General features: G+C 68.6%; 11 protein-coding genes. 1 reads left to right on the top strand and 10 read right to left on the bottom strand.

Annotated elements, in window-relative coordinates:
- Positions 1–27: 27 nt before the first annotated feature.
- The 10 genes from trpA to JC881_RS10440 all read right to left on the bottom strand — a co-directional run bounded on the left by trpA (position 28) and on the right by JC881_RS10440 (position 12,179).
- On the bottom strand, positions 28–873 hold the full coding sequence (gene trpA, locus JC881_RS10485) for a tryptophan synthase subunit alpha (RefSeq protein WP_198785662.1): 846 nt from the start codon (positions 871–873) through the stop codon (positions 28–30).
- A complete protein-coding gene (trpB, locus tag JC881_RS10480; protein ID WP_198785661.1) occupies positions 873–2,159 on the bottom strand; it encodes a tryptophan synthase subunit beta in 1,287 nt (428 codons plus the stop codon). The genes trpA and trpB overlap by 1 nt, the downstream gene beginning before the upstream one ends.
- 48 nt (positions 2,160–2,207) lie before the next feature.
- Entirely contained in the window at positions 2,208–2,915 is a 708-nt protein-coding gene (locus tag JC881_RS10475) for a phosphoribosylanthranilate isomerase (RefSeq protein ID WP_198785660.1), read from the bottom strand.
- Positions 2,912–3,733, bottom strand: coding sequence for a tRNA pseudouridine(38-40) synthase TruA (truA, locus tag JC881_RS10470; protein WP_198785659.1), 822 nt, complete (start codon positions 3,731–3,733; stop codon positions 2,912–2,914). The genes JC881_RS10475 and truA overlap by 4 nt, the downstream gene beginning before the upstream one ends.
- 27 nt (positions 3,734–3,760) lie before the next feature.
- Positions 3,761–6,427 carry a FimV/HubP family polar landmark protein gene (locus JC881_RS10465; RefSeq protein ID WP_443083340.1) on the bottom strand — a complete coding sequence of 889 codons (2,667 nt, stop codon included), beginning with the start codon at positions 6,425–6,427 and terminating at the stop codon, positions 3,761–3,763.
- Between the two features lie 277 nt (positions 6,428–6,704).
- Positions 6,705–7,847, bottom strand: a complete 1,143-nt coding sequence (gene asd, locus JC881_RS10460; RefSeq protein ID WP_198785657.1) for an aspartate-semialdehyde dehydrogenase — start codon at positions 7,845–7,847, stop codon at positions 6,705–6,707.
- A gap of 89 nt (positions 7,848–7,936) precedes the next feature.
- On the bottom strand, positions 7,937–9,025 hold the full coding sequence (gene leuB / locus JC881_RS10455) for a 3-isopropylmalate dehydrogenase (protein WP_198785656.1): 1,089 nt from the start codon (positions 9,023–9,025) through the stop codon (positions 7,937–7,939).
- Positions 9,026–9,080: 55 nt separating this feature from the next.
- Positions 9,081–9,731: a 3-isopropylmalate dehydratase small subunit gene (gene leuD / locus JC881_RS10450; protein WP_198785655.1), complete on the bottom strand. Its 651-nt coding sequence runs from the start codon at positions 9,729–9,731 to the stop codon at positions 9,081–9,083.
- Positions 9,732–9,747: 16 nt separating this feature from the next.
- Positions 9,748–11,169: a 3-isopropylmalate dehydratase large subunit gene (gene leuC / locus JC881_RS10445; RefSeq protein ID WP_198785654.1), complete on the bottom strand. Its 1,422-nt coding sequence runs from the start codon at positions 11,167–11,169 to the stop codon at positions 9,748–9,750.
- 38 nt (positions 11,170–11,207) lie between these two features.
- Complete coding sequence (locus JC881_RS10440) at positions 11,208–12,179, bottom strand: LysR substrate-binding domain-containing protein (protein ID WP_198785653.1); 972 nt, start codon at positions 12,177–12,179, stop codon at positions 11,208–11,210.
- 223 nt (positions 12,180–12,402) lie between these two features.
- Here JC881_RS10440 and JC881_RS10435 point away from each other — a divergent pair, with 223 nt between their 5' ends.
- Positions 12,403–21,228: an autotransporter-associated beta strand repeat-containing protein gene (locus JC881_RS10435; protein ID WP_198785652.1), complete on the top strand. Its 8,826-nt coding sequence runs from the start codon at positions 12,403–12,405 to the stop codon at positions 21,226–21,228.
- Positions 21,229–21,292: the final 64 nt, after the last annotated feature.

Here is a 21,292-nt window from a genome sequence, read left to right as displayed (position 1 = left end):
GAGGGGCTGGGGTGAGGGCAACCGAGATTATCGGCCAGCCGCATTCTTGGGGGTAGCCGCCGGCAGGGCGTCCAGCGCTTCGCGGATGCCGACGAGGAATTCGCGCACCGCGGGCACCACCTTCTCGCGCGGTTGCCCGTCGATCAGCTGGATGATCTTGGTGCCGATCACGACGGCGTCAGCCGCCGAGCCGACCGCCTGCGCGGTGCGTGCGTCGCGGATGCCGAAGCCGACGCCGACCGGGATGCTCACATGCTGGCGGATGCGCGGAATCATCTGGCCGACCGCCTCGGTGTCCAGGTGGCCCGCGCCCGTCACGCCCTTGAGCGACACGTAGTAGACGTAGCCGCTCGCGATGCGCGCGACCTGCGCCATGCGCTCGTCGGTGCTCGTGGGCGCCAGGAGGAAGATCAGGTCGATGTTCGCGGCCTTCAGGTCCGCGGCGAAGGCCTCGCATTCCTCGGGCGGGTAGTCGACCACCAGCAGGCCGTCGACGCCGGCGGCCGACGCATCGCGGATGAAGGCCTGCTTGCCATGCACGAGGTCGTAGCGCTCGACCGGGTTCGCATAGCCCATCAGGACGACTGGCGTGGTCGCGTCCTTCTGGCGGAACGCGGCCACGATGGCGAGCACCTGCTTCATGCCGACGCCCAGCGCCAGCGCGGCTTCGCCGGCCTTCTGGATCACGGGGCCGTCGGCCATCGGGTCGGAGAAGGGCACGCCCAGCTCGATCACGTCGGCGCCCGCCTCGACCATGCCGTGCATCAGCTCGGGCGTGATGTCGGCGAAGGGGAAGCCGGCGGTGACGTAGGGGATCAGCGCCTTGCGGCCCTGCGATTGAAGCGCCTTGAAGGTTGCGGCAATGCGGCTCATCACTTGCCTCCCTTCACGCTCAGGCCGCGCATCGAGGGGCGGTCGTAGAAATCGACGCCCGAGAGGTCCGCCACGGTGCCGATGTCCTTGTCGCCGCGGCCCGAGAGGTTCACCAGGATCGACTGGTCGGGGCGCATGGTTTTCGCGAGCTTCAGCGCGTAGGCCACGGCGTGGCTGGATTCGAGCGCGGGAATGATGCCCTCCGTTCGGCACAAATAGTGGAAGGCTTCGAGCGCTTCCATGTCGGTGATGCCGACGTATTCGGCGCGGCCGATGTCGGCCAGGTACGCGTGCTCGGGGCCCACGCCCGGGTAGTCGAGGCCGGCGCTGATGCTGTGCGTCTCGGTGATCTGGCCGTCTTCGTTCTGCAGCAGGTAGGTGCGGTTGCCGTGCAGGACGCCCGGGCTGCCGCGCAGGATCGAGGCGGCGTGCTTGCCGCTGTCCAGGCCTTCGCCCGCCGCTTCCACGCCGATGAGCCGGGTGCCCGCGAACGGAATGTAGGGGTGGAAGATGCCGATCGCGTTGCTGCCGCCGCCCACGCAGGCGACCACCACGTCGGGCTGCCGGCCCTCGGCTTCGCCCGTGATGCCGTCGGCCGCGAGCATGGCGGGCATCTGATCGATGCATTCGGTGCCGATCACGCTCTGGAAGTCGCGCACCATCGTCGGATAGGGGTGCGGGCCGGCCACGGTGCCGATGATGTAGAAGGTGTTTTCCACGTTGGTGACCCAGTCGCGCATCGCCTCGTTGAGCGCGTCCTTCAGCGTCTTGCTGCCAGATTCGACCGGCACCACGGTCGCGCCCAGCAGGTTCATGCGGTAGACGTTGGGGCTCTGGCGCTTCACGTCCTGGCTGCCCATGTAGACCACGCATTCGAGGCCGTAGCGCGCGCAGATGGTGGCGGTGGCCACGCCGTGCTGGCCGGCGCCGGTCTCGGCGATCACGCGGGGCTTGCCCATGCGGCGCGCGAGCATCGCCTGGCCGATCACGTTGTTGATCTTGTGGGCGCCGGTGTGGTTCAAGTCCTCGCGCTTGAGGTAGATCTGCGCGCCGCCCATCTCGCGGCTGGTGCGCGCGGCGTGGTAGATCGGCGAGGGCCGGCCCACGAAGTGCTTGAGCTCGTAGTGGAATTCGGCGAGGAAGGCCGGATCGTCCTTGAACTTCGCATACGCGTCGCGCAGCTCGTTGATCGCGTGGGTGAGTGTTTCGCTCGCGAAGGTGCCGCCGTAGTTGCCGAAGTGGCCGGTGGCGTCGGGTTGCTGGTAATCCTGGAAATGGCTTTGCATGGTTCTCGATCGTTGGGCCGCAGCCCGAATGACGATCGGGTGCGGCGGCTAACTGGAGAAGGACGAGGCGTCTGCCGCCCTGACGGCGGCGACGAATTGCCGGATCTTTCCGGCGTCCTTCAGGCCCTTGTTCCCGGGACTGTCGATTTCGACGCCCGAGCTCACATCAACGGACAGCGTCTTGCAGCGTGTCCGCAGGATGCGAATGCCATCGCTCACGTTTGCAGGTGTGAGCCCACCACTCAAGACGAGGTGAGCGTCGACGGCGGGTGGAAGAAGTGACCAATCGAAAGCCTTGCCGCCACCGCCATAACCTTCGACATGGGCGTCGAGCAGGATGGCCTGGGCGTGGGAGTAATCGGACGCGTATTTTACGAGGTCGAAGCCGGCGCCGGCAGCCCCCAGCGGAATCCGGGCGGCGCGCATGTAGCGGAAGCGGCCCGGGCCGGTGGCTTCCTCGCACTGTTCGGACGTCTCTTCACCGTGGAACTGCGCGATGGCGCCCTTCACATGGGCAAGGGATGCTATGACTTTGGGAGCATCCTCGTTCACGAACAACAGCACCGGCGTGATGAACGGGGGCAGCCGCGAGGCAAGTTCAGCGGCGCGTTCGGCCGTGATGGCACGAGGGCTTTTGGCGTAGAGCACGAAGCCGACCGCGTCCGCACCGGCTTCGACCGCGGCATCCACATCGGCCTCGCGCGTGAGGCCACAGATCTTGATGCGGGTGCGGGTGCGGGGAGGCGATGGCGTCATGGCGGGCCATCATAAGGAGCGCCGCCGGCCTGCAGCGTGGCTTCGTCCGGCAGACCCCACTTGGCGTCGTACAACGGGCCGAGAAAGTACAGGCCATCCGCGGAGAAAGTGGGTGCCGCGACCTTGCGACTGCGCGCCTGGAGCACCTCGTCGATCCATTCGGGGCGCTCGTCGCCGCGGCCGATCCGCACGAGGCAGCCCATCAGGTTGCGGATCATGTGGTGCAGGAAGGCGTCGGCCTCGAACTCGAAATGCCAGCGGCAGCGCTCGCCGTCGCCGACCCGCGTGATCTCGATGCGGCGCAGGTTCTTCACGGGCGACTTGGCCTGGCAGGCCGAGGCGCGGAACGAGCTGAAGTCGTGCGTGCCGATAAGCAGGGCGGCGGCTTTGCGCATCGCGTCGCCATCCAGCGGATGCATCGACCAGCCGACCCGGCCCGAATCCAGGCTTGGCCGTACCGGTGATTGCGAGAGCACGTAGAGGTAGCGGCGCGCGAGGGCACTGGCGCGGCAATGGAATTCGTCGGGCACCGGCTGGGCCCACTGCACCGCGATGTCGTCGGGCAGGAAGCGGTTGGTGCCGCGCATCCAGGAGAAGGGTTCGCGCTCGACCTCGGTGTCGAAGTGCACCACCTGCATCAGCGCGTGCACGCCGGCATCGGTGCGGCCGGCGCACAGCGTGCCGATGCGCCCGGACGGGTCAGCGGCGAACTTCGCGAGGGCCGCCTCGAGCTTGTCCTGCACCGTGCGGCCCGAGCGCTGGCTCTGCCAGCCCTCGTACGCCTGGCCGTTGTAGCGGATGCCGAGCGCCAGCCTCACGAATTCAGGAACGGAAACAGCAAGGGCTCAGCGCAGTTCCGCGAGCAGTTGCTTGGCTTGCGTCTTGAGGTCGCCGGCGCTTTCGGCTTCGACTTCCTCGACCAGCGAACGGGCACCTTCGACGTCGCCGATGGCTTGCAGCTCACGGGCCAGCGAGAGCTTGACGGCGTGGGGGCTGTCTTCGCCTTCGTCGTCCAGCGAGCTCGCAGCACGCGCCGGTTCGGACGCACCACCGCGGGCCGGCAGGCCTGCCAGTGCGCTCATGTCGAACTCGATGAAGCCCGAGTCGGCCGGCAGCGCATTGCGCAGCATGGCCGGACGCGTGTTGTGATCCGCATCGCTCAGGCTCGACGGCACGGTGTTGGGGGTCAGGGCGCCGGGGGCTGTGTCGAAATCGTTTTCGAGGTCGACGGGCGTGGCCGCGTGGCCATTGGACAGCGGCGCCGCGGGGCGTGCCGTCGTCGGCGTGGGGGCATAAGCCGACTTGGGCAGGCTGGCGCCGACCGGCGCGTGGCTGGGTGCCGGTGCCAGCGGCACCGGTTGGCTCAGGTCCAGGTCGAAATCCAGCGGTGCCACCGAGGGCACGAAGGCCGGCGGCGGGGCCGAGGCGATCGGGGGCGGTGCGACGGGCGTCGGCACTGCGGCGACCGGCGGCTTGGCGGCGGATGCCAGTGCGCCTGCGAAGGCGGCCGTTTCAGCCTGGCTCGCGCTGCGGGGGGCGCCCGATTCGTAGAGCGGGTTGCCCGGGTCGAGGTCCTTGCCCATGTCGACCACGCGGTTCCAGTCGGAACCCGCGCCGCCGGTCAGCTTGTGCACTTCGGTGGCCAGGCCTTCGTAGGCCCGCACGTCGCGGCGCTTGGCGTGGATCTCGAGCAGCTTCAGGTGGATGGCGGTGCGGTCCGGGTTCAGGCGGAGCGCTTCGCGCAGGATTTCCTCGGCCTGCAGGTCGCGGCCGTAGGCCAGGTAGACGTCGGCTTCGGCGACGGGGTCCACATCGCCCGCGTCGAGTTGGCTCGGCGAGTACGACAGCGACGACACGGTGGAATCGCCGCGGTGCTTGGTGTCGACCGATTCGCCGCCGCTGGCGCCGAAGAACGAGTCCTTCGGAATGCGGCTCTCGAGGAACACGCTTTCGCTCATTTCCTCGCGTCGGCGACCCAGCACGCGGTACAGCAGGAAGCCGACCAGAAGCGCGATCAGCGCGGCGCCGGCAAGCATCAGCGGGTTGTCGAGCAGTTCTTCGAAGAAGCTGCGTTCCGGGGGAGGAGGCGGAGCGGCCTTCACCACGGGTTTCGGTGCGGGAGCCGGTGCCGGTGCTGCGACCGCGGCGCTGGCTGCTGCCGCGGGGACGGCAGCCGTCTCCGTTGCCGAAGGCGCGACGGAGGGTTCGGCGGCGGCGGGAGCGGCTGTCGCTTCCGGCGTCGGTGCGGCCGGCGCGGCAGCTGCCGCAGCGGGAGCAGGTGCCGGAACAGGCGCTGCTGCCACTGGCGCCGGAGCGGCGGCCGCTGGCGGTGTCGTCGTGGCGCTGGTGGAGGGCGTGGGAACCGGGATGCCCGGTGCCGCGGGCGCCGGTGCTGCTGCAGGTGCCGACGATCCGGCGCCGGACTTGATCTTGTTCAGATCGTTGATGTTCTTGGACAGCTCCGCCACGCGGCTGCTGTTCTCCTGCGCCTGGCGGGCCTGCGCGAGCTTTTCGTCGGCGGCGCGGGTGGAGGCGCTGCCTTGCGAGATCGTGAGCTTGTTGGGGGCGCTGGCGGCCGCGTTGCGGTCTTCGACGTTGGCCTGCAGCTTGCCCGAGGCCTTGCGGCTGGCGGCGGCGACGTTCGACGTCGGCGCGTTCTCGGCCAGGCGCTGGCGGTAGCTGCCGAAGTCGCGGCTTTGCGCGGTGACCGTGCGGCGCGCTTCCGCGGCGGGAACGGCATTCGCCTCGGTGGAGCCGGGCAGGTCGAGCACCGCGCCGGCCTTCATGCGGTTGATGTTGCCGCCAATGAATGCATCGGGATTGGCCAGCAGCAGGGCGACCAGCATCTGGTCGAGCGACACGTCGGCCGGCTTGTAGGCGCCGGCAATCTTGCTGGCCGTATCGCCGCGCTGCACGGTGACCTGCTCGCCGCCACCGCTGGCGCGGGGGGCGGTCGGTGCGGCGGCTGCTGCTGCTGCGGGCGCGGCAGCGGGCGCTGCTGGAGTCGGCGCGGCGGCGACCGGCGGCGCTGCGGACGCTGCGGCTGCAGCCCGTTCACGGCGTGCGCGGGCTGCAGCGACGGCAGGGCGCTCGACTGGGGTGCTGATCTGGGGTGCCACGGGGGCGATCGGCGTGCTGGAGGCCGCCTGAACTTGGCGCGTGACCGGCGGATCGAGCAGCACGGTGTAGTCGCGCACGATGCGGCCCGAGGAGCCGTTGGCTTCGAGCAGCAGGTCGATGAACGGGTCGCTCAGCGGGCGGCTGCCGTTCAGGCGCACCACGTACTGGCCGCCCGCTCGGCGTTGCAGCGTCGCCTTGACGTCGCTCAGCGCCGAGTTGTACGGAATGCCCGCGTTCTTGAAAGCTTCGGCGGTGGCGATGTTGATCTTCAGGCCGTCCGCTTCGGCAGCGGCGATCTCGGTCACGTCGATCTCGGCGCGCAGCGGTTCGCCCAGCGCCGATTGCACCTTCAACTGTCCCAGCGTGAAGGCGCTGGCGTCGGTGCTGGCCATCCCCAAGGCCACGGCGGCTGCCGCACCCAGGATGGAGAGGCGCCAACCGCTGGAGGACGGGGAGGGGCGATCGGCCGATGGGCGGGCCGCGGGCAACAGATGTCTTGTCATGCTGATAGGGGCGGCTCAGGCCCAGAATTTGTAAGAGGACGTTAGCATCATCACCCCGGACTGACAAGGCAATGCGCCTGTTCTACCCAGTGCGCGCATACTTACGAACACACTTTTCGTTGCCAAACTGCAACAATCCGGGATTCAAGGGCCTGAGCAGCCCGCATCAGGCCTCGAGCAGGATGCGCAACATGCGGCGCAGCGGCTCCGCGGCACCCCACAGCAGCTGGTCGCCGATGGTGAAGGCGCCGACGTATTCGGGGCCCATCGCCAGCTTGCGGATGCGGCCAACCGGGATGTTCATGGTGCCTGTCACCGCCACCGGCGTCAGGTCCTTCAGCGTGGCTTCGCGGGTGTTCGGCACCACGCTGGCCCAGGGGTTGTCCGCGGCGATCATCGCTTCGATGTCGGCCACGGGCACGTCCTTCTTGAGCTTGAAGGTCAGCGCCTGGCTGTGGCAGCGCATGGCGCCGATGCGCACGCAGAAACCGTCGACCGGCACGGCGGCGGTGCCGAAGCCCGCGCCCTGGCCGAGGATCTTGTTGGTCTCGGCGCCGGCCTTCCACTCTTCCTTGGACATGCCGTCGCCCAGGTCCTTGTCGATCCAGGGGATCAGCGAGCCGCCGAGCGGGGCGCCGAAGTTGGCGGTTTCAGCCGCGCTCAGGTTCTGCTGCTTGTGCAGCACCTTGCGGTCGATCTCGAGAATGGCCGACTTGGGGTCGTCCAGCAGGGCGCGCACTTCGGTGTTCAGGGTGCCAAACTGGGTCAGCAGTTCGCGCATGTGCTGCGCGCCGCCGCCCGAGGCCGCCTGGTAGGTCATGCTGGTCATCCACTCGACCAGGCCGGCCTTGTAGAGCGCGCCTACGCCCATGAGCATGCAGCTAACGGTGCAGTTGCCGCCGATCCAGTTCTTGCCGCCATTGGTGAGGGCGTTCTGGATCACAGGGAGATTGACCGGGTCCAGCACGATGACCGCGTCGTCCTGCATGCGCAGGGTGGAGGCGGCGTCGATCCAGTGGCCGGTCCAGCCGGCGGCGCGCAGCTTGGGGAAGACTTCGCTGGTGTAGTCGCCGCCCTGGCAGGTGATGACGATGTCGCACTTCTTCAGGGCGTCGATGTCGTTCGCATCCTTCAGCGCGGTCTCGTTCCTGGCCATCGCCGGGGCCTTGCCGCCGGCGTTGGAAGTCGAGAAGAAGACCGGCTCGATGAGCCCGAAGTCGCCTTCGGCCTGCATGCGGTCCATCAGGACCGAGCCGACCATGCCGCGCCAGCCTACGAGGCCGACCAGAGGTTGAGATGCGTTCGCCATTTCAGTTTGCCCTTATGAAAAAAGAAAAAGTTGTCTTTTTTGCCCCCGACTCGTCGAGCCGGGGAGGGGCGTGACGAAGCGGGCTGCGGTTAGCCGGTAATCGTCTTTTTGGTGATTGCTGCAACGACCGCGTCGCCCATTTCGCGGGTGCCGACACGCTTCGTGCCTTCTGACCAGATGTCACCCGTGCGCAGCCCGGAGGCCAGCACGTCCTTGACCGCCGACTCGATACGGTCGGCAGCTTCGGGTTGGTTGAGTGAAAAGCGGAGCATCATGGCAGCGGACAGGATTGTAGCCAAAGGATTGGCAACCCCTTTGCCGGCAATGTCGGGCGCGCTGCCGTGGCTGGGCTCGTAAAGGCCCTGGTTGCTCGAATTGAGCGACGCCGAGGGCAGCATGCCGATCGAGCCGGTGAGCATCGCGGCCTCGTCCGAGAGGATGTCGCCGAACATGTTGCCGGTGACCACCACGTCGAACTTCTTGGGCGCCTTCACGAGCTGCATGGCCGCATTGTCGACGTACATGTGGTCGAGTTCGACGTCCGGGTACTCCTTGCCGATTTCCGTGACGATGTCCTTCCAGAACTGGAAGGTCTCCAGCACGTTGGCCTTGTCCACACTGGTCACGCGCTTGCTGCGCTTGCGCGCGGCCTCGAAGGCCACACGGGCGATGCGCTCGACCTCGGGGCGCGAGTAGCGCATCGTGTCGAAGGCTTCCTCGGCGCCCGGGAAATGCCCGTCCACCGCGGTGCGGCGGCCGCGCGGCTGGCCGAAGTAGATGTCGCCGGTCAGCTCGCGAATGATGAGGATATCCAGGCCCGCAATCAGCTCGGGCTTCAGGCTCGATGCGTCCACCAGCTGCTCGTAGCAGATCGCCGGGCGGAAGTTCGCAAAGAGGCCCAGGTTCTTGCGCAGCCCCAGGATGGCCTGCTCGGGGCGCAGCGGCCGGTCGAGCTTGTCGTACTTCCAGTCGCCGACCGCGCCGAACAGCACCGCGTCCGATTCCTTGGCGAGCTTGAGCGTCGACTCGGGCAGCGGATGGCCGTGCGCCTCGTAGGCCGCGCCGCCGACCAGCGCCGACTCCATCTCGAATTTCAGCTCGAGCACGTCGAGCACCTTGACGGCTTCCGCCACGATTTCGGTGCCGATGCCGTCACCCGGGAGAACTGCGATTTTCATAAGTTGGTCTGAGGTTTGAATGCTGAAGGAATGCAGAAGGAGGTGCGGCGAACGATCACGAGATCATCGTGTGCGCGAGCCAGGGCTTCTGCGCCAGGCGCTCGGTCTCGAAGGCCTTGATCTTGTCCTTGTGGCGCAGCGTGAGGCCGATGTCGTCCAGTCCGTTGATGAGGCAGTACTTGCGGAAGGCCTGCACGTCGAACGCGAGCTCGCCGCCGTCCGGCTTCACGACCACCTGGCGCTCCAGGTCGATGGTGAGCGAATAGCCCGGGAAGGCGAGCGCCTCGTCGAACAGCTGCGCCACTTGCGCCTCGCTCAGCACGATCGGCAGCAGGCCGTTCTTGAAGCTGTTGTTGAAGAAGATGTCCGCATAGCTGGGCGCGATGATCGCGCGAAAGCCGTATTGGTCGAGCGCCCATGGCGCGTGCTCGCGCGACGAGCCGCAGCCGAAGTTCTTGCGCGCCAGCAGCACCGAGGCGCCTGCGTAGCGCGGCTGGTTCAGCACGAAGTCGGGGTTCGGCTTGCGGCTGGCCGGGTCCTGGCCCGGAAAGCCGGCGTCCAGGTAGCGCCATTCGTCGAACAGGTTCACGCCGAAGCCGGTCTTCTTGATCGACTTGAGGAATTGCTTCGGAATGATCGCGTCGGTGTCGACGTTCTCGCGGTCCATGGGGGCCACGAGGCCCTTGTGCACGGTGAATTTCTGCATGTGGATCTCTCTGGGTTCAGGCGAACGTACGGACGTCGACGAAGTGGCCGTGCACGGCGGCAGCGGCGGCCATGGCCGGGCTCACGAGGTGCGTGCGGCCACCGGCGCCCTGGCGGCCTTCGAAGTTGCGGTTGCTGGTCGATGCGCAGCGCTCGCCGGGCTCCAGCCGGTCGGCGTTCATCGCCAGGCACATCGAGCAGCCGGGCTCGCGCCATTCGAAGCCCGCGGCCTTGAAGATCACGTCCAGGCCTTCGCGCTCGGCCTGTTCCTTCACCACGCCCGAGCCGGGCACGACCATCGCGAGCTTCACGTTCTTGGCGACTTTCTGGCCCAGCTTCTTCACCACGGCTGCGGCTTCGCGCATGTCCTCGATGCGGCTGTTGGTGCATGAGCCGATGAACACCTTGTCGATGAAGATGTCGTTCATCGCCTTGTTCGGCTCCAGGCCCATATAGACCAGCGCGCGCTCGATGGCGCCGCGCTTGCTGGCGTCCTTTTCCTTGTCGGGATCGGGCACGCGGCCGTTGATGTCGACCACCATCTCGGGCGAGGTGCCCCAGGTGACCTGCGGCGGGATCTGCGCGGCGTCCAGCTCGACCACGGCGTCGAAGCTCGCGCCGGGGTCCGACTGCAGCGTGCGCCAGTAGGTGGCGGCCTGCTCCCACTCCACGCCGGTCGGCGCGAGCGGGCGGCCCTTGATGTAGGCGATCGTCTTCTCGTCGACCGCCACCAGCCCGGCGCGCGCGCCGGCCTCGATGGCCATGTTGCAGACCGTCATGCGGCCTTCCATGCTCAGGTCGCGAATCGCCGAGCCCGCGAATTCGATCGTGTAGCCCGTGCCGCCGGCCGTGCCGATCTTGCCGATGATGGCCAGCACGATGTCCTTGGCAGTGCAGCCCAAAGGCAGCTTGCCCTCGACCTTCACCAGCATGTTCTTTGCCTTCTTGCCCAGCAGCGTCTGCGTGGCCATGACGTGCTCGACCTCGCTGGTGCCGATGCCGTGCGCGAGCGCGCCGAATGCGCCGTGCGTGGAGGTGTGCGAGTCGCCGCAGACCACGGTCATGCCCGGCAGCGTCGCGCCCGACTCGGGGCCGATCACGTGCACGATGCCCTGGCGCTTGCTCAGGAACGGAAAGAACGCGGCGGCGCCGAATTCGGCGATGTTCTTGTCCAGCGTGGTGACCTGCTCCTTGCTGGTCGGGTCGGCAATGCCTTCGTAGCCGCGTTCCCAGCCGGTGGTGGGCGTGTTGTGGTCGGCCGTGGCCACCACCGAGCTGATGCGCCAGAGCTTGCGGCCCGCTTCGCGCAGGCCCTCGAATGCTTGCGGGCTGGTCACTTCGTGCACCAGGTGGCGGTCGATGTAGAGGATCGCGGTGCCGTCTTCCTCGGTGTGGACGACGTGTTCGTCCCAGATCTTGTCGTAGAGCGTGCGTGCCATGTCGGTCTCTTGTCTTTCGTGGGGAATGGATTGTCTGTCTATGCGGCCCGGGCCGCGAGGGGTTCGGTGCCTTCGGCCGGATCGGCCGAATCGGCCGCCGCGTGCAGGTGGTTCACCAGCGTGCGCGCCGCCACCGGCAGGGTGGAGAAGTCGCGCGCCACCAGGCGGATCTCGCGCGCCGCCCAGGCGTCGTTGAGCGTGACGCTCACGAGGCCGCGGCCGATGCCGTTCTGCATGAGCTCGAACGCGCGATGCGGCATCACGCCGATGCCCAGGCCGTTCTCGATCATCCGGCACATGGCATCCAGGCCGGTGACGTGGATGCGCAGCTTGACGCTGCGCCCGGCGCCCAGCGCCGCCTCGTGCATCGCGACGTAGATCGAGCTGTTGGTGTGCAGGCCGACGTGGTCGAAGTCGAGCGAGTCGATGAAATCGACGGCCCCGTGCGACGCCAGCGCGTGCCCCGTGGGAACGATCAGCGCGAGGTGGTCGTGCCGGTACGACAGGCTCTGCAGCTCGCCCGCCCCGCCGGCCACATGGCACACGCCCAGGTCGGCCGCGCCTTCCTGCACCGCGCGGATCACCTCGCTGCTCAGGTGCTCTTCCAGGTCGATCTTGATGGCCTCGTGCGCCCGGGTGAACACGCCCAGGTCCTCGGGCAGGAACTGCACGATCGCCGAAATGTTGGCGTGCACCCGCACGTGGCCGCGCACGCCATCGGCGTATTCGCTGAGTTCGCCCTGCATCTTCTCGAGGCTGTAGAGCACCGAGCGCGCGTGGTGCAGGAGGCTCTCGCCGGCCGGCGTGAGGTCCACGCCGCGCGCGTGCCGGTAGAGGAGGGTGGTGCCGAGCGTGGCCTCCAGGTCCGACAGCCGCTTGCTGATGGCCGACGCCGCGATGAATTCGCGCTCCGCTGCGCGCCCGATGCTGCCCAGCTCGCACACGGCCACGAACAACTGCAGTGACGTGAGGTCGATGCGGCGGGCGAAGTTGCGTTCCGAGGTGGTCATTGGTCGTGGGCATCGCGGCTGGCGATGGGAAAACGCATTTTCTCCCTGTTTTGTTGGGTCATGCATCTCAATCGGCGATGACCAGGCTGGTGATCGGCGATGAGGTGGCGTGTAAATCACGCAACGGTTAGGTCTTTATCGCTAATTCAGGTGATGTTCTATTTTTGTTACTTCTCGTAATCTGATGTAGATCGAACGTTTACTAAGTAACAAATAAGTCGTCATGAACACTTCTTTTCGCAGCCTTTGGAATAACTCGCTCGGCGCCTGGGTCGCCGTCTCGGAAATCGCCACGGCGCGGGGGAAACCGCAGCGGTCGTCGCGTGCCGGCACGGCGCCCGACGGTGAGCGCAATGTCGGCACGCCGTTCCGGCTGAGCGGCTTGATGGCCGCGGTCGTGGTTGCGGTGGCCGGCGCGGGGCTGGTGGCACCCGCTTCGGCGCAGAACCAGGTGATCGGCACCGCCGGTGCCGCTGGCGGCGGCGCCAACGGCGGCAAGGCCGGCGGGGCAGGCGGCTTCGGCGGCGGCGGCGGTGGCGGCGGCGGTGGTGGTGGTGCAGGCGGCGGTGGCGCCGGGTTTGGTGCCGGCGGTGGCGGCGCAGGCCTGACGACGGGTTCGGACAGCGGCGGTGCGGGTGGCGTCGGCAACGGCGCGGGCGCGGCTGGGGTTAACGACTTCAACAGCCTCGGAGGCGCGGGCAACAACGGCGGCAGCGCCGGCGGCAACGGCGGTGGCGGCAATTCGGGCGCGGGCGGCGCGGCGCTGGTGGGCACCCCCACCGGCAACCTGGCGGGTGGGACGACCACGCGCAACATCACGAACGGCAACAGCACGATCACCGGCTCTGTCGCGGTGGGCGGCGGCGGCGGTGGTGGCGGCGGCGGGGGCGGCTTCAACGGCGGCGGCAACGGCACGGCCGGCGGCGCGGGCGTGCTCAACGTCAGCGGCGGCGCGACGACCATCAACGGCGCGCTGCTGATCGGGGGCGCGGGCGGCGGCGGCGGCGGCGGCACGGGCAACGGCCCAGGCGGCGCCGGCGGTGCGGGCGGTACCGGAAACGTCACGCTCTCGGGCGGCAACCTGTCGGCCGGCAGCATCGTGGTCGGCGGCTACAACGGCGGCACCGGCAGCGGGCGCGGCGGCGCCGGCGGCGCGGGCGGCACCGGAACGCTGACGATCACCGGCGGCACGCTGACCACGGCGGGCGGCGTCGCCATCAACGGCAACGGCCAGGTGAACTACAACGCGCCTGGCAACGGCAACCTTGCCGCGAACTACAACATTTCGGGCGCCGGCTCGGTCCGGCAGTTGGGCGGCGGCACCACGACGATGACCGGCACCAATACGTACACCGGCGGCACCACGATCTCGGCGGGCACGCTGCAGATCGGCAATGGCGGTACCACGGGCAGCATCGTGGGCAACGTCACCAACAACGCGGCGCTGACCTTCAATCGCTCGGACAGCACCTCCTTCGCCGGCACGATCAACGGCACGGGCCGCGTCACGCAAAGCGGTGGCGATACGCTGACGCTTTCGGGCACCAACGGCTATACCGGCGGCACGTTCATCAACAACGGCACCGTCCAGGTGGCGGCTGATGCGAACCTGGGCGGCGCGGCCGGCGGGATCACGCTGAACAACGGCGCCACGCTGGGCACGACGGGCGCCTTCACCAGCGCGCGCAACGTGACGCTCGAAGGCAACGGCAACATCGTCTCGAACGGCGCGCTCACGATGAGCGGCACCTTCGGCGGCAACGGCGACCTGTCGGTGAACGCGGGTGCCAACGCCATCACGATGACCAACGCCAACAACAACTTCGTTGGCACGGTGAAGCTCACGGGCGGCACGACGGCGATCAACGACGTGAACGCGCTGACGCTCGGCGCGCTCGCCGTCACCGGCGCGCTGACGGTCACGAGCCACGGCAACCTGAACCTGGGCAGCGGCACGGCGGCTTCGCTGAACGCCGCCAGCAACAACGGCAACGTCAGCCAGACCGGCGCACTGGTCGTCGCGGGCACGAGCGCGATCAACGCGGGCGCCGGCACCATCAACCTGTCGAACGCGAACAACAACTTCGGCGGCGCAGTGTCCCTCACGGGCGGCACGACCCAGATCAACGACGTGAACGCGCTCACGCTCGGCACGCTCGCCACCGGCGCGCTGTCCGTCACGAGCCACGGCGCGCTCGACTTGGGCAGCGGCACCGCGACCTCGCTGAATGCCAGCAGCAGCGGTGGCGCGATCACCCAGACCGGTGCGCTGAGCGTGACCGGTGCGAGCACGCTGGATGCAGGGGCGGGCGCCATCACGCTGACGAACGCGAACAACAACTTCGGCGGCACCGTGAACCTCACGGGCGGCACCACCGCGATCAACGACGTGAACGCGTTGACCCTGGGCACGATCAGCACCGGCGCCCTGACGGTCACCAGCCACGGCGATCTGAACCTGGGCACCGGCACCGCAAATTCGGTGAATGCCAACAGCAACGGCGGCACCATCACCCAGGCGGCGGGTCTTGGATTGACCGTCCAAAATGCCAGCGCAATCAACGCGGGCACTGGCGCCATCACGCTGGCGAATGCGACCAACGATTTCCGAGGCGTCGTGAGCCTTGCGGGCGGTGCGACCTCAATCAGGGACGGGAACGCCCTGACGCTGGGCACGCTCGCCACCGGTGCGCTGACCGTTCGCAGCAACGGCTTGCTGAACCTGGGCAGCGGCACCGCGGCATCGATCAATGCCACCAGCGGCAACTCCGCCATCACGCAGACCGGCGGGTTGAACGTGGCCGGCACGAGCGTGCTGACCGCCGGCACTGCCGACATCACGCTGACTCAGGCCACCAACAAGCTGGCGGGCGCTGTGACCTTCACGGGGCGCAACGTGGCGCTGGCAAACGACACCGGCCTGGTGCTGGGCGCCAGCACCGCAACCGGCACCTTCGCAGCCACAGCCACCGGCGACATCACGCAGACCGGTGCGTTGATCGTCGACGGCGCGAGCACGATCAACGCCGGCACGAACGCCATCACGCTGGCGAACGCGAACAACGATTTTGGCGGCGCCGTGAGCCTGACGGGCGGTACGACCTCGATCCGGGACGCGGACGCCCTGACGCTCGGCGCGCTCAATACGGGTGCGCTGACAGTTCGCAGCAACGGCACGCTGAACCTGGGCAGCGGCGTTGCGGCATCGATCAATGCGACCAGCGGCAACTCCTTCATCACGCAAGCCGGCGCACTGAGCGTCGCAGGCATCGCCACGTTCGACGCCACGAACTCCGACATCACGCTGAACCAGGCGGCCAACAACTTCACCGGCGCGGTCGGCACGACCGGCCGCAACGTCCTGATCAGGAACGGCGCCGCGCTGGTGCTGGGCGCGAGCAACGTGTCGGGCACGTTCGGAGCAACCGCCGCCGGCGCCATCACGCAGACCGGCGCATTGAACATCGCTGGCGCGAGCACGATCAACGCGGGCGCCAATGCCATCACGCTGGCGAACGCGGGCAACAACTTCATCGGCGCGGTAAATCTGACGGGCGGCACGACATCGATCAGGGATGCGAATGCGCTGACGCTCGGCACGCTCAACACCGCCGCGCTGACCGTGCAGAGCAACGGTTTGCTGAACCTGGGCAGCGGCACCGCGGCATCGATCGATGCGACCAGCGTCAACGGCGCCATCTCGCAGACCGGCGCGTTGAACGTGGCCGGCGCGAGCACGGTCAACGCAGGCACAGGCACGATCACGCTGGCGAACGCGGGCAACGATTTCGGCGGCGCGCTGTCTCTCAGGGGCGGCACGACCACGATCGTGGATGCGAATTCACTGACGCTCGGCACGCTCAACACGGGCGCGCTGGCAGTCACGAGCAAGGGCGCCCTTAACCTGGGCAGCGGCACCGCCGCGTCGCTGAACGCCACCAGCAACAACGGCGACATCGGCCAGACCGGCGCGCTGACCGTCGCCGGCACCAGCACGCTGACCGCGGGCACCGGCGCCGTATCGCTCGGCAACCTGGGCAACGACTTCGTAGGCGCCGTGACCGTGTCGGGCCGCAGCGTCGCCGTGGGCGACGTCAACAACCTGAACATCGCCTCACTCACCAACGGCACCAACGGCGCTGTAAGCCTCGTCGCTGGCGGCACGCTGACCTTGCCCGCCGCGGCCATCAACACCGGCACCGCCGCCCTGACGCTGGCCGCCAACGGCGGCGCGCTCGCGGTGAACAACGCCCTCACGGGCGGCGCCGTGTCGCTCACCGCGCGCGACGGCATCGCGCTGGCCAGCAACGTGACCGCCTCGGGCGCCTTGAGCCTGAACGGCGGCGCGAGCATCACGCAGACTGCCGGCGTCGTCACCGCCGCCACGCTGACCGGCGGCGCCACCGGCGCCGTGACGCTGAACGGCCAGAACCAGATCGCCGCCCTGGGCAACTTCACCGCCAACGGCCTGAGCCTGACCAACGCCGCCTCGCTGGCGATCAACGGCAACGTGAACGCCGGCACGAGCGCGGCGATCAACACGCTCGGCGCCATCACGCAGGGCGCGGGCAGCGTCGTCACGGCCGGCACCCTGACGGGCAGCTCGACCGGCAGCACGGCGCTTACCGGCGAGAACCAGATCGACACGCTCGGCGCCTTCACGGCCGCCGGTTTCAGCCTGAACAACGCGAAGTCGCTGACCGTCACCGGCCTGGTGGATGGCGGCGCGAGCGTTGCGCTCACCACGACCGCCGGCAACCTGGCGATCAACGGCGCGGTCACGGGCACGGCCGCGGCGCTCACCTCGGCCGGCACGATCACGCAGGACGCGGGCAGCGTCATCACCGCGGCTTCGCTCTCGGGCAGCGCGGTGGGCGACGCCACGCTCAACGGCAAGAACCAGATCGATGCGCTCGGCAACTTCACCGCCGCGAACCTGGCCCTGACCACCGGCAAGGCGCTGAGCGTCACCGGCAACGTCGTGGCGGGCAACATCGCGCTCGACGCGTCGCAGGGCGCGGTCGTCACCGGCACCCTGCAGGCGAACGATGCCGCGGGCGGCACAACCGTCGCGGGCGGCACCTCGCTGCAGATCGGCAACGGCGGCGGCACGGGCACCCTCGTGGGCAACGTCATCGACAACGGCGCACTCGCATTCAACCGGAACGATGCGGTCGACTTCGCCGGCAACATCAGCGGCGCGGGCACGCTCACGCAAGCCGGTCCCGGCACGCTGACGCTCACCGGCGCGGCCACCCACACCGGCGGCACCACCGTCAGCGCGGGCGCGCTGCAGATCGGCAACGGCACCACGAGCGGCAGCATCGCGGGCAACATCACCAACAACAGCGAGCTGGCCTTCAACCGCTCCGACGCGGTGAGCTTCGGCGGCGTCATCGACGGCTCGGGCACGCTGACCCAGCGCGGCACCGGCACGCTCGAACTCACGGCGGCCAACACGTACACGGGCTCGACCTTCGTCGATGCCGGCACGCTGCGCGTGAACAACACGACCGGCAGCGCGACCGGCACCGGCACCGTGTTCGTCGGCAACGGCGGCACGCTGGGCGGCGCGGGCACCATCGCCGGCGCGGTCAACATCGCCGACGGCGGCACGCTGGCCGCGGGCAACAGCCCGGGCACGCTGAACACCGGCGCGCTGTCGCTGAGCGGCGGCTCGATCCTGAACTACGAGCTGGGCCAGGCGGGCACCGCGGGCGGGCCGCTCAACGACCTGGTCAACGTGACGGGCAACCTCACGCTGGACGGCACGCTCAACGTCGCCGAATCTTCGGGCGGCACCTTCGGCCCGGGCCTGTACCGCCTCATCGCCTACACCGGCGCGCTGACCGACAACGGGCTGGACATCGGCACGATCCCGGCCAGCGCCAAGGCGAGCGACCTGTCGGTGCAGACCTCGGTGGCCCAGCAGGTCAACCTGGTGAACCGCGCCGGATTCAGCCTCAATTTCTGGGACGGCGGCAACGGCACCGACTACAACAACGGCAAGGCCAACGGCGGCTCGGGCACCTGGCGCGTGGGCGCCCCGGGCGACGGCTGGACCGACATGGACGGCACCGTCAACGCGTCCTGGAAGCAGGACCAGTTCGCCATCTTCGGCGGCACGGGCGGCACGGTGACGGTCGACAAGACCGGCGGCGTGGTCAGCATCGGCGGCGCGCAGTTCGCGGTCGACGGCTACGTGGTGCAGGGCGACGAACTCAACATCAGCGGCGCGAACACCGTGGTGCGCGTGGGCGACGGCACGGCAGGCGGCGCGAACATGACCGCGACCATCAACTCGGCCATCACCGGCACGGGCGGGCTGTCGAAGGAAGACGTCGGCACGCTGGTGCTCGGCGGCGCCAACACCTACGCGGGCGGCACCACGGTCAAGGCCGGCGTGCTGCAGGGCAACACCACCAGCCTGCAGGGCGACATCGTCAACGACGCGAAGGTCACCTTCGACCAGGCGGCGAACGGCACCTATGCCGGCACGATGAGCGGCAGCGGCAGCGTGCGCAAGATCGGCGCGGGCGAGCTCGAACTCGCGGCGGTCAACAGCTACAGCGGCGGCACGCAGGTCGAGGCCGGCACGGTGAACGCCAGCATCACCGGCGCGCTGGGCACGGGCGCGGTCTTCGTGGCGGGCAGCGCGGGGCTCGTGTTCAGCGGCAGCGCGGAGGCGGGCAGCCTGCACATTTCCACGGCCGCGCGCGATGGCATCGTCAACGGCGGCTTCGTCGAGTTCAAGGACAGCAGTTCGGCCGGCAGCGCGACGCTGGTCACCGCCACCGACGCCAACGTGACCTTCTCGGGCACCGCAACGGCCGGCAACGCGACGATCGAGAACCGCGGCGGCGGCACGACGGTGTGGAACGACGCTACCGCCGGCAAGGCGCTCATCACCAACTACGCGGGCGGCCATACCGACTTCATGGACAACGGCTCGGCCGGACAGGCGACGCTGGTGAACGAGACCGGCGGCGTCGTCGACTTCTTCGACAACGCCAAGGCCGACCAGGCAACGCTGGTGAACAAGGCGGGCGGCACGGTGCGCATCAGCAAGATGGCCACCGACGGCATCACCATCGGTTCGCTCGAAGGCGCGGGCCGGGTGCTGCTCGGCGCCAAGGCGCTGACCACCGGCGGGCTGAACACCAACACCGAAGTCTCGGGCGTCATATCGGGCGTGGGCGGCTCGGTCGTGAAGGTCGGCACCGGCGCGCTCACGCTGTCGGGCGCCAATACCTACACGGGCGGCACGGTGCTGCATCAAGGCCGCCTGAACGTCGGCCACAGCGAGGCGCTGGGCACCGGCGCGCTGTCGATGGACGACGACACCACGCTGGGCTTCAGCGCCGAGGGCCTCACGATCGCCAACGCGATCCAGCTGACGGGCCAGAACGATCCGATCATCGACACCGGCGCGTTCAACGGTGCATTGAGCGGCGCGATCAGCGGCGGCGGCTTCATCACCAAGGAAGGCACGGGCACGCTGACGCTCTCGGGCGCCAACACGTACAGCGGTTCTACGAATGTGGCGCAAGGCACGCTGAAGGCCGGTGCCGCCAACACCCTGAGCGCAGCTTCGGCGCACAGCGTGGCGGCGGGCGCGACGCTCGATCTGGCGGGCTTCAGCCAGACGGTGAAGTCGCTCGCCAACAGCGGCACGGTTTCCCTCGTGGGCACCGCGCCGGGCACCACGCTGACCGTGAACGGCAACTACGTCGGCAACAACGGCGTGCTGAAGCTGGCCACGGCACTCAACAGCGGCAGCGGTCCGTCGGACCGGCTGGTGATCAACGGCGGCGCCGCCACCGGCAAGACCACCGTGCAGGTCACCAACCTCGGCGGCCTGGGCGCGCGCACCACCGGCAACGGCGTGGAAGTCATCAGCGCGCAGAACGGCGCGACCACCACGGCGCAGACCACCAAGGACGCCTTCGCGCTCGCGGGCGGTCACGTGGATGCCGGCGCGTACGAGTACCGCCTCTATGCGGCCGATGCCAGCGGCGCCGGCGAAAGCTGGTTCCTGCGCACCGACCCGGCACCGGGCTCCGCATCGGGATCGCTGCCCGCGTACCGCGCGGAAGCCTCGCTCTATGCGGCGCTGCCGGGCCAGCTGCGCCAGGGCAACCTCGCGATGCTGGGCGACCTGCGCAAGCGCGTGGGCGATGACGACGTGAAGGGCACGGCCACCACGCCCACCGGTTCGGACCGCCGCGCCTGGGCGCGCGTGCTCTCGACCGACATCGACATCCAGCAAGGCGGCACCGTGTCGCCGACGAGCAAGGGGCGCCTCACGGGCTTCCAGGCCGGCACCGACCTGCTGGCCACGTCGAACGTGCGCGCTGGCCTCTATGTCGGCCAGCTCGACGGCGATGCAACGGTCAATGGTTTTGCGAGCGGCGTGAACAACCTTCGCACCGGCCGCAACGACCTGCGCAGCCAGTACGTGGGCATCTACGGCACCTACACCGGCGACAGCGGCTTCTACGCCGATGCCGTGGTGCAGTCGGGCCGCCATCGCTACACCGTGCAGCCGAACCTCTCGGGCGGCGTGGAAGGCAAGGGCAACAGCCTGCTGGGGTCGATCGAAGTGGGGCAGTCGTTCCCGCTCGGCGGCAGCGGCTGGAGCATCGAGCCGCAACTGCAGCTGATCCACCAGCACATGGACCTGAGCAACTCCGCCATCCTGGGCGCCGTGGTTCAGCCGCAAGCCGACAGCGGATGGATCGCGCGCGCCGGCGTGCGCGTGAAGGGCCAGATCGACACCGGCATGGGCGCACTGCAACCCTACGGCCGCTTCAACGTCTACAAGACCTCCAGCGGCACGGACATCGCGCGCTTCGTGAACGGCGCAACCACGACCGACATCGCGGCGCCCACCGGCGGCACGAGCACCGAACTGGCGGGCGGCTTCACGCTGTCCCTGAGCGAATCGACCAGCCTCTATGGCGAAGTCGGCAAGCTCTGGTCGTCGGGCGGCGATGCGAAGGTCAAGAGCTCGATCAACGGCTCGCTGGGCGTGCGCGTCAAATGGTGAAGAAGTAGGGAGAGGGAGGGACCGCCGAGGGGCGGCCAGAACGAAAAAAAAGCTGCCCTCGGGC

Origin of the sequence: Variovorax sp. IB41 (genome assembly GCF_016405905.1) — a bacterium.
GTDB lineage: Bacteria > Pseudomonadota > Gammaproteobacteria > Burkholderiales > Burkholderiaceae_C > Variovorax.
The sequence above is the reverse complement of the archived record's forward strand: the minus strand, read 5'-3'. Positions and strand labels throughout refer to the sequence as shown.

Excerpts from the sequence above, each read along its gene's own strand:
- leuD (WP_198785655.1), bottom strand. The coding sequence starts at position 9,731 with ATGCAGAAATTCACCGTGCACAAGGGCCTCGTGGCCCCCATGGACCGC.
- leuC (WP_198785654.1), bottom strand. The coding sequence starts at position 11,169 with ATGGCACGCACGCTCTACGACAAGATCTGGGACGAACACGTCGTCCAC.
- JC881_RS10475 (WP_198785660.1), bottom strand. The coding sequence starts at position 2,915 with ATGACGCCATCGCCTCCCCGCACCCGCACCCGCATCAAGATCTGTGGC.
- JC881_RS10440 (WP_198785653.1), bottom strand. The coding sequence starts at position 12,179 with ATGACCACCTCGGAACGCAACTTCGCCCGCCGCATCGACCTCACGTCA.
- trpA (WP_198785662.1), bottom strand. The coding sequence starts at position 873 with ATGAGCCGCATTGCCGCAACCTTCAAGGCGCTTCAATCGCAGGGCCGC.
- JC881_RS10465 (WP_443083340.1), bottom strand. The coding sequence starts at position 6,427 with ATGGCCAGCACCGACGCCAGCGCCTTCACGCTGGGACAGTTGAAGGTG.
- asd (WP_198785657.1), bottom strand. The coding sequence starts at position 7,847 with ATGGCGAACGCATCTCAACCTCTGGTCGGCCTCGTAGGCTGGCGCGGC.
- JC881_RS10435 (WP_198785652.1), top strand. The coding sequence starts at position 12,403 with ATGAACACTTCTTTTCGCAGCCTTTGGAATAACTCGCTCGGCGCCTGG.
- leuB (WP_198785656.1), bottom strand. The coding sequence starts at position 9,025 with ATGAAAATCGCAGTTCTCCCGGGTGACGGCATCGGCACCGAAATCGTG.
- trpB (WP_198785661.1), bottom strand. The coding sequence starts at position 2,159 with ATGCAAAGCCATTTCCAGGATTACCAGCAACCCGACGCCACCGGCCAC.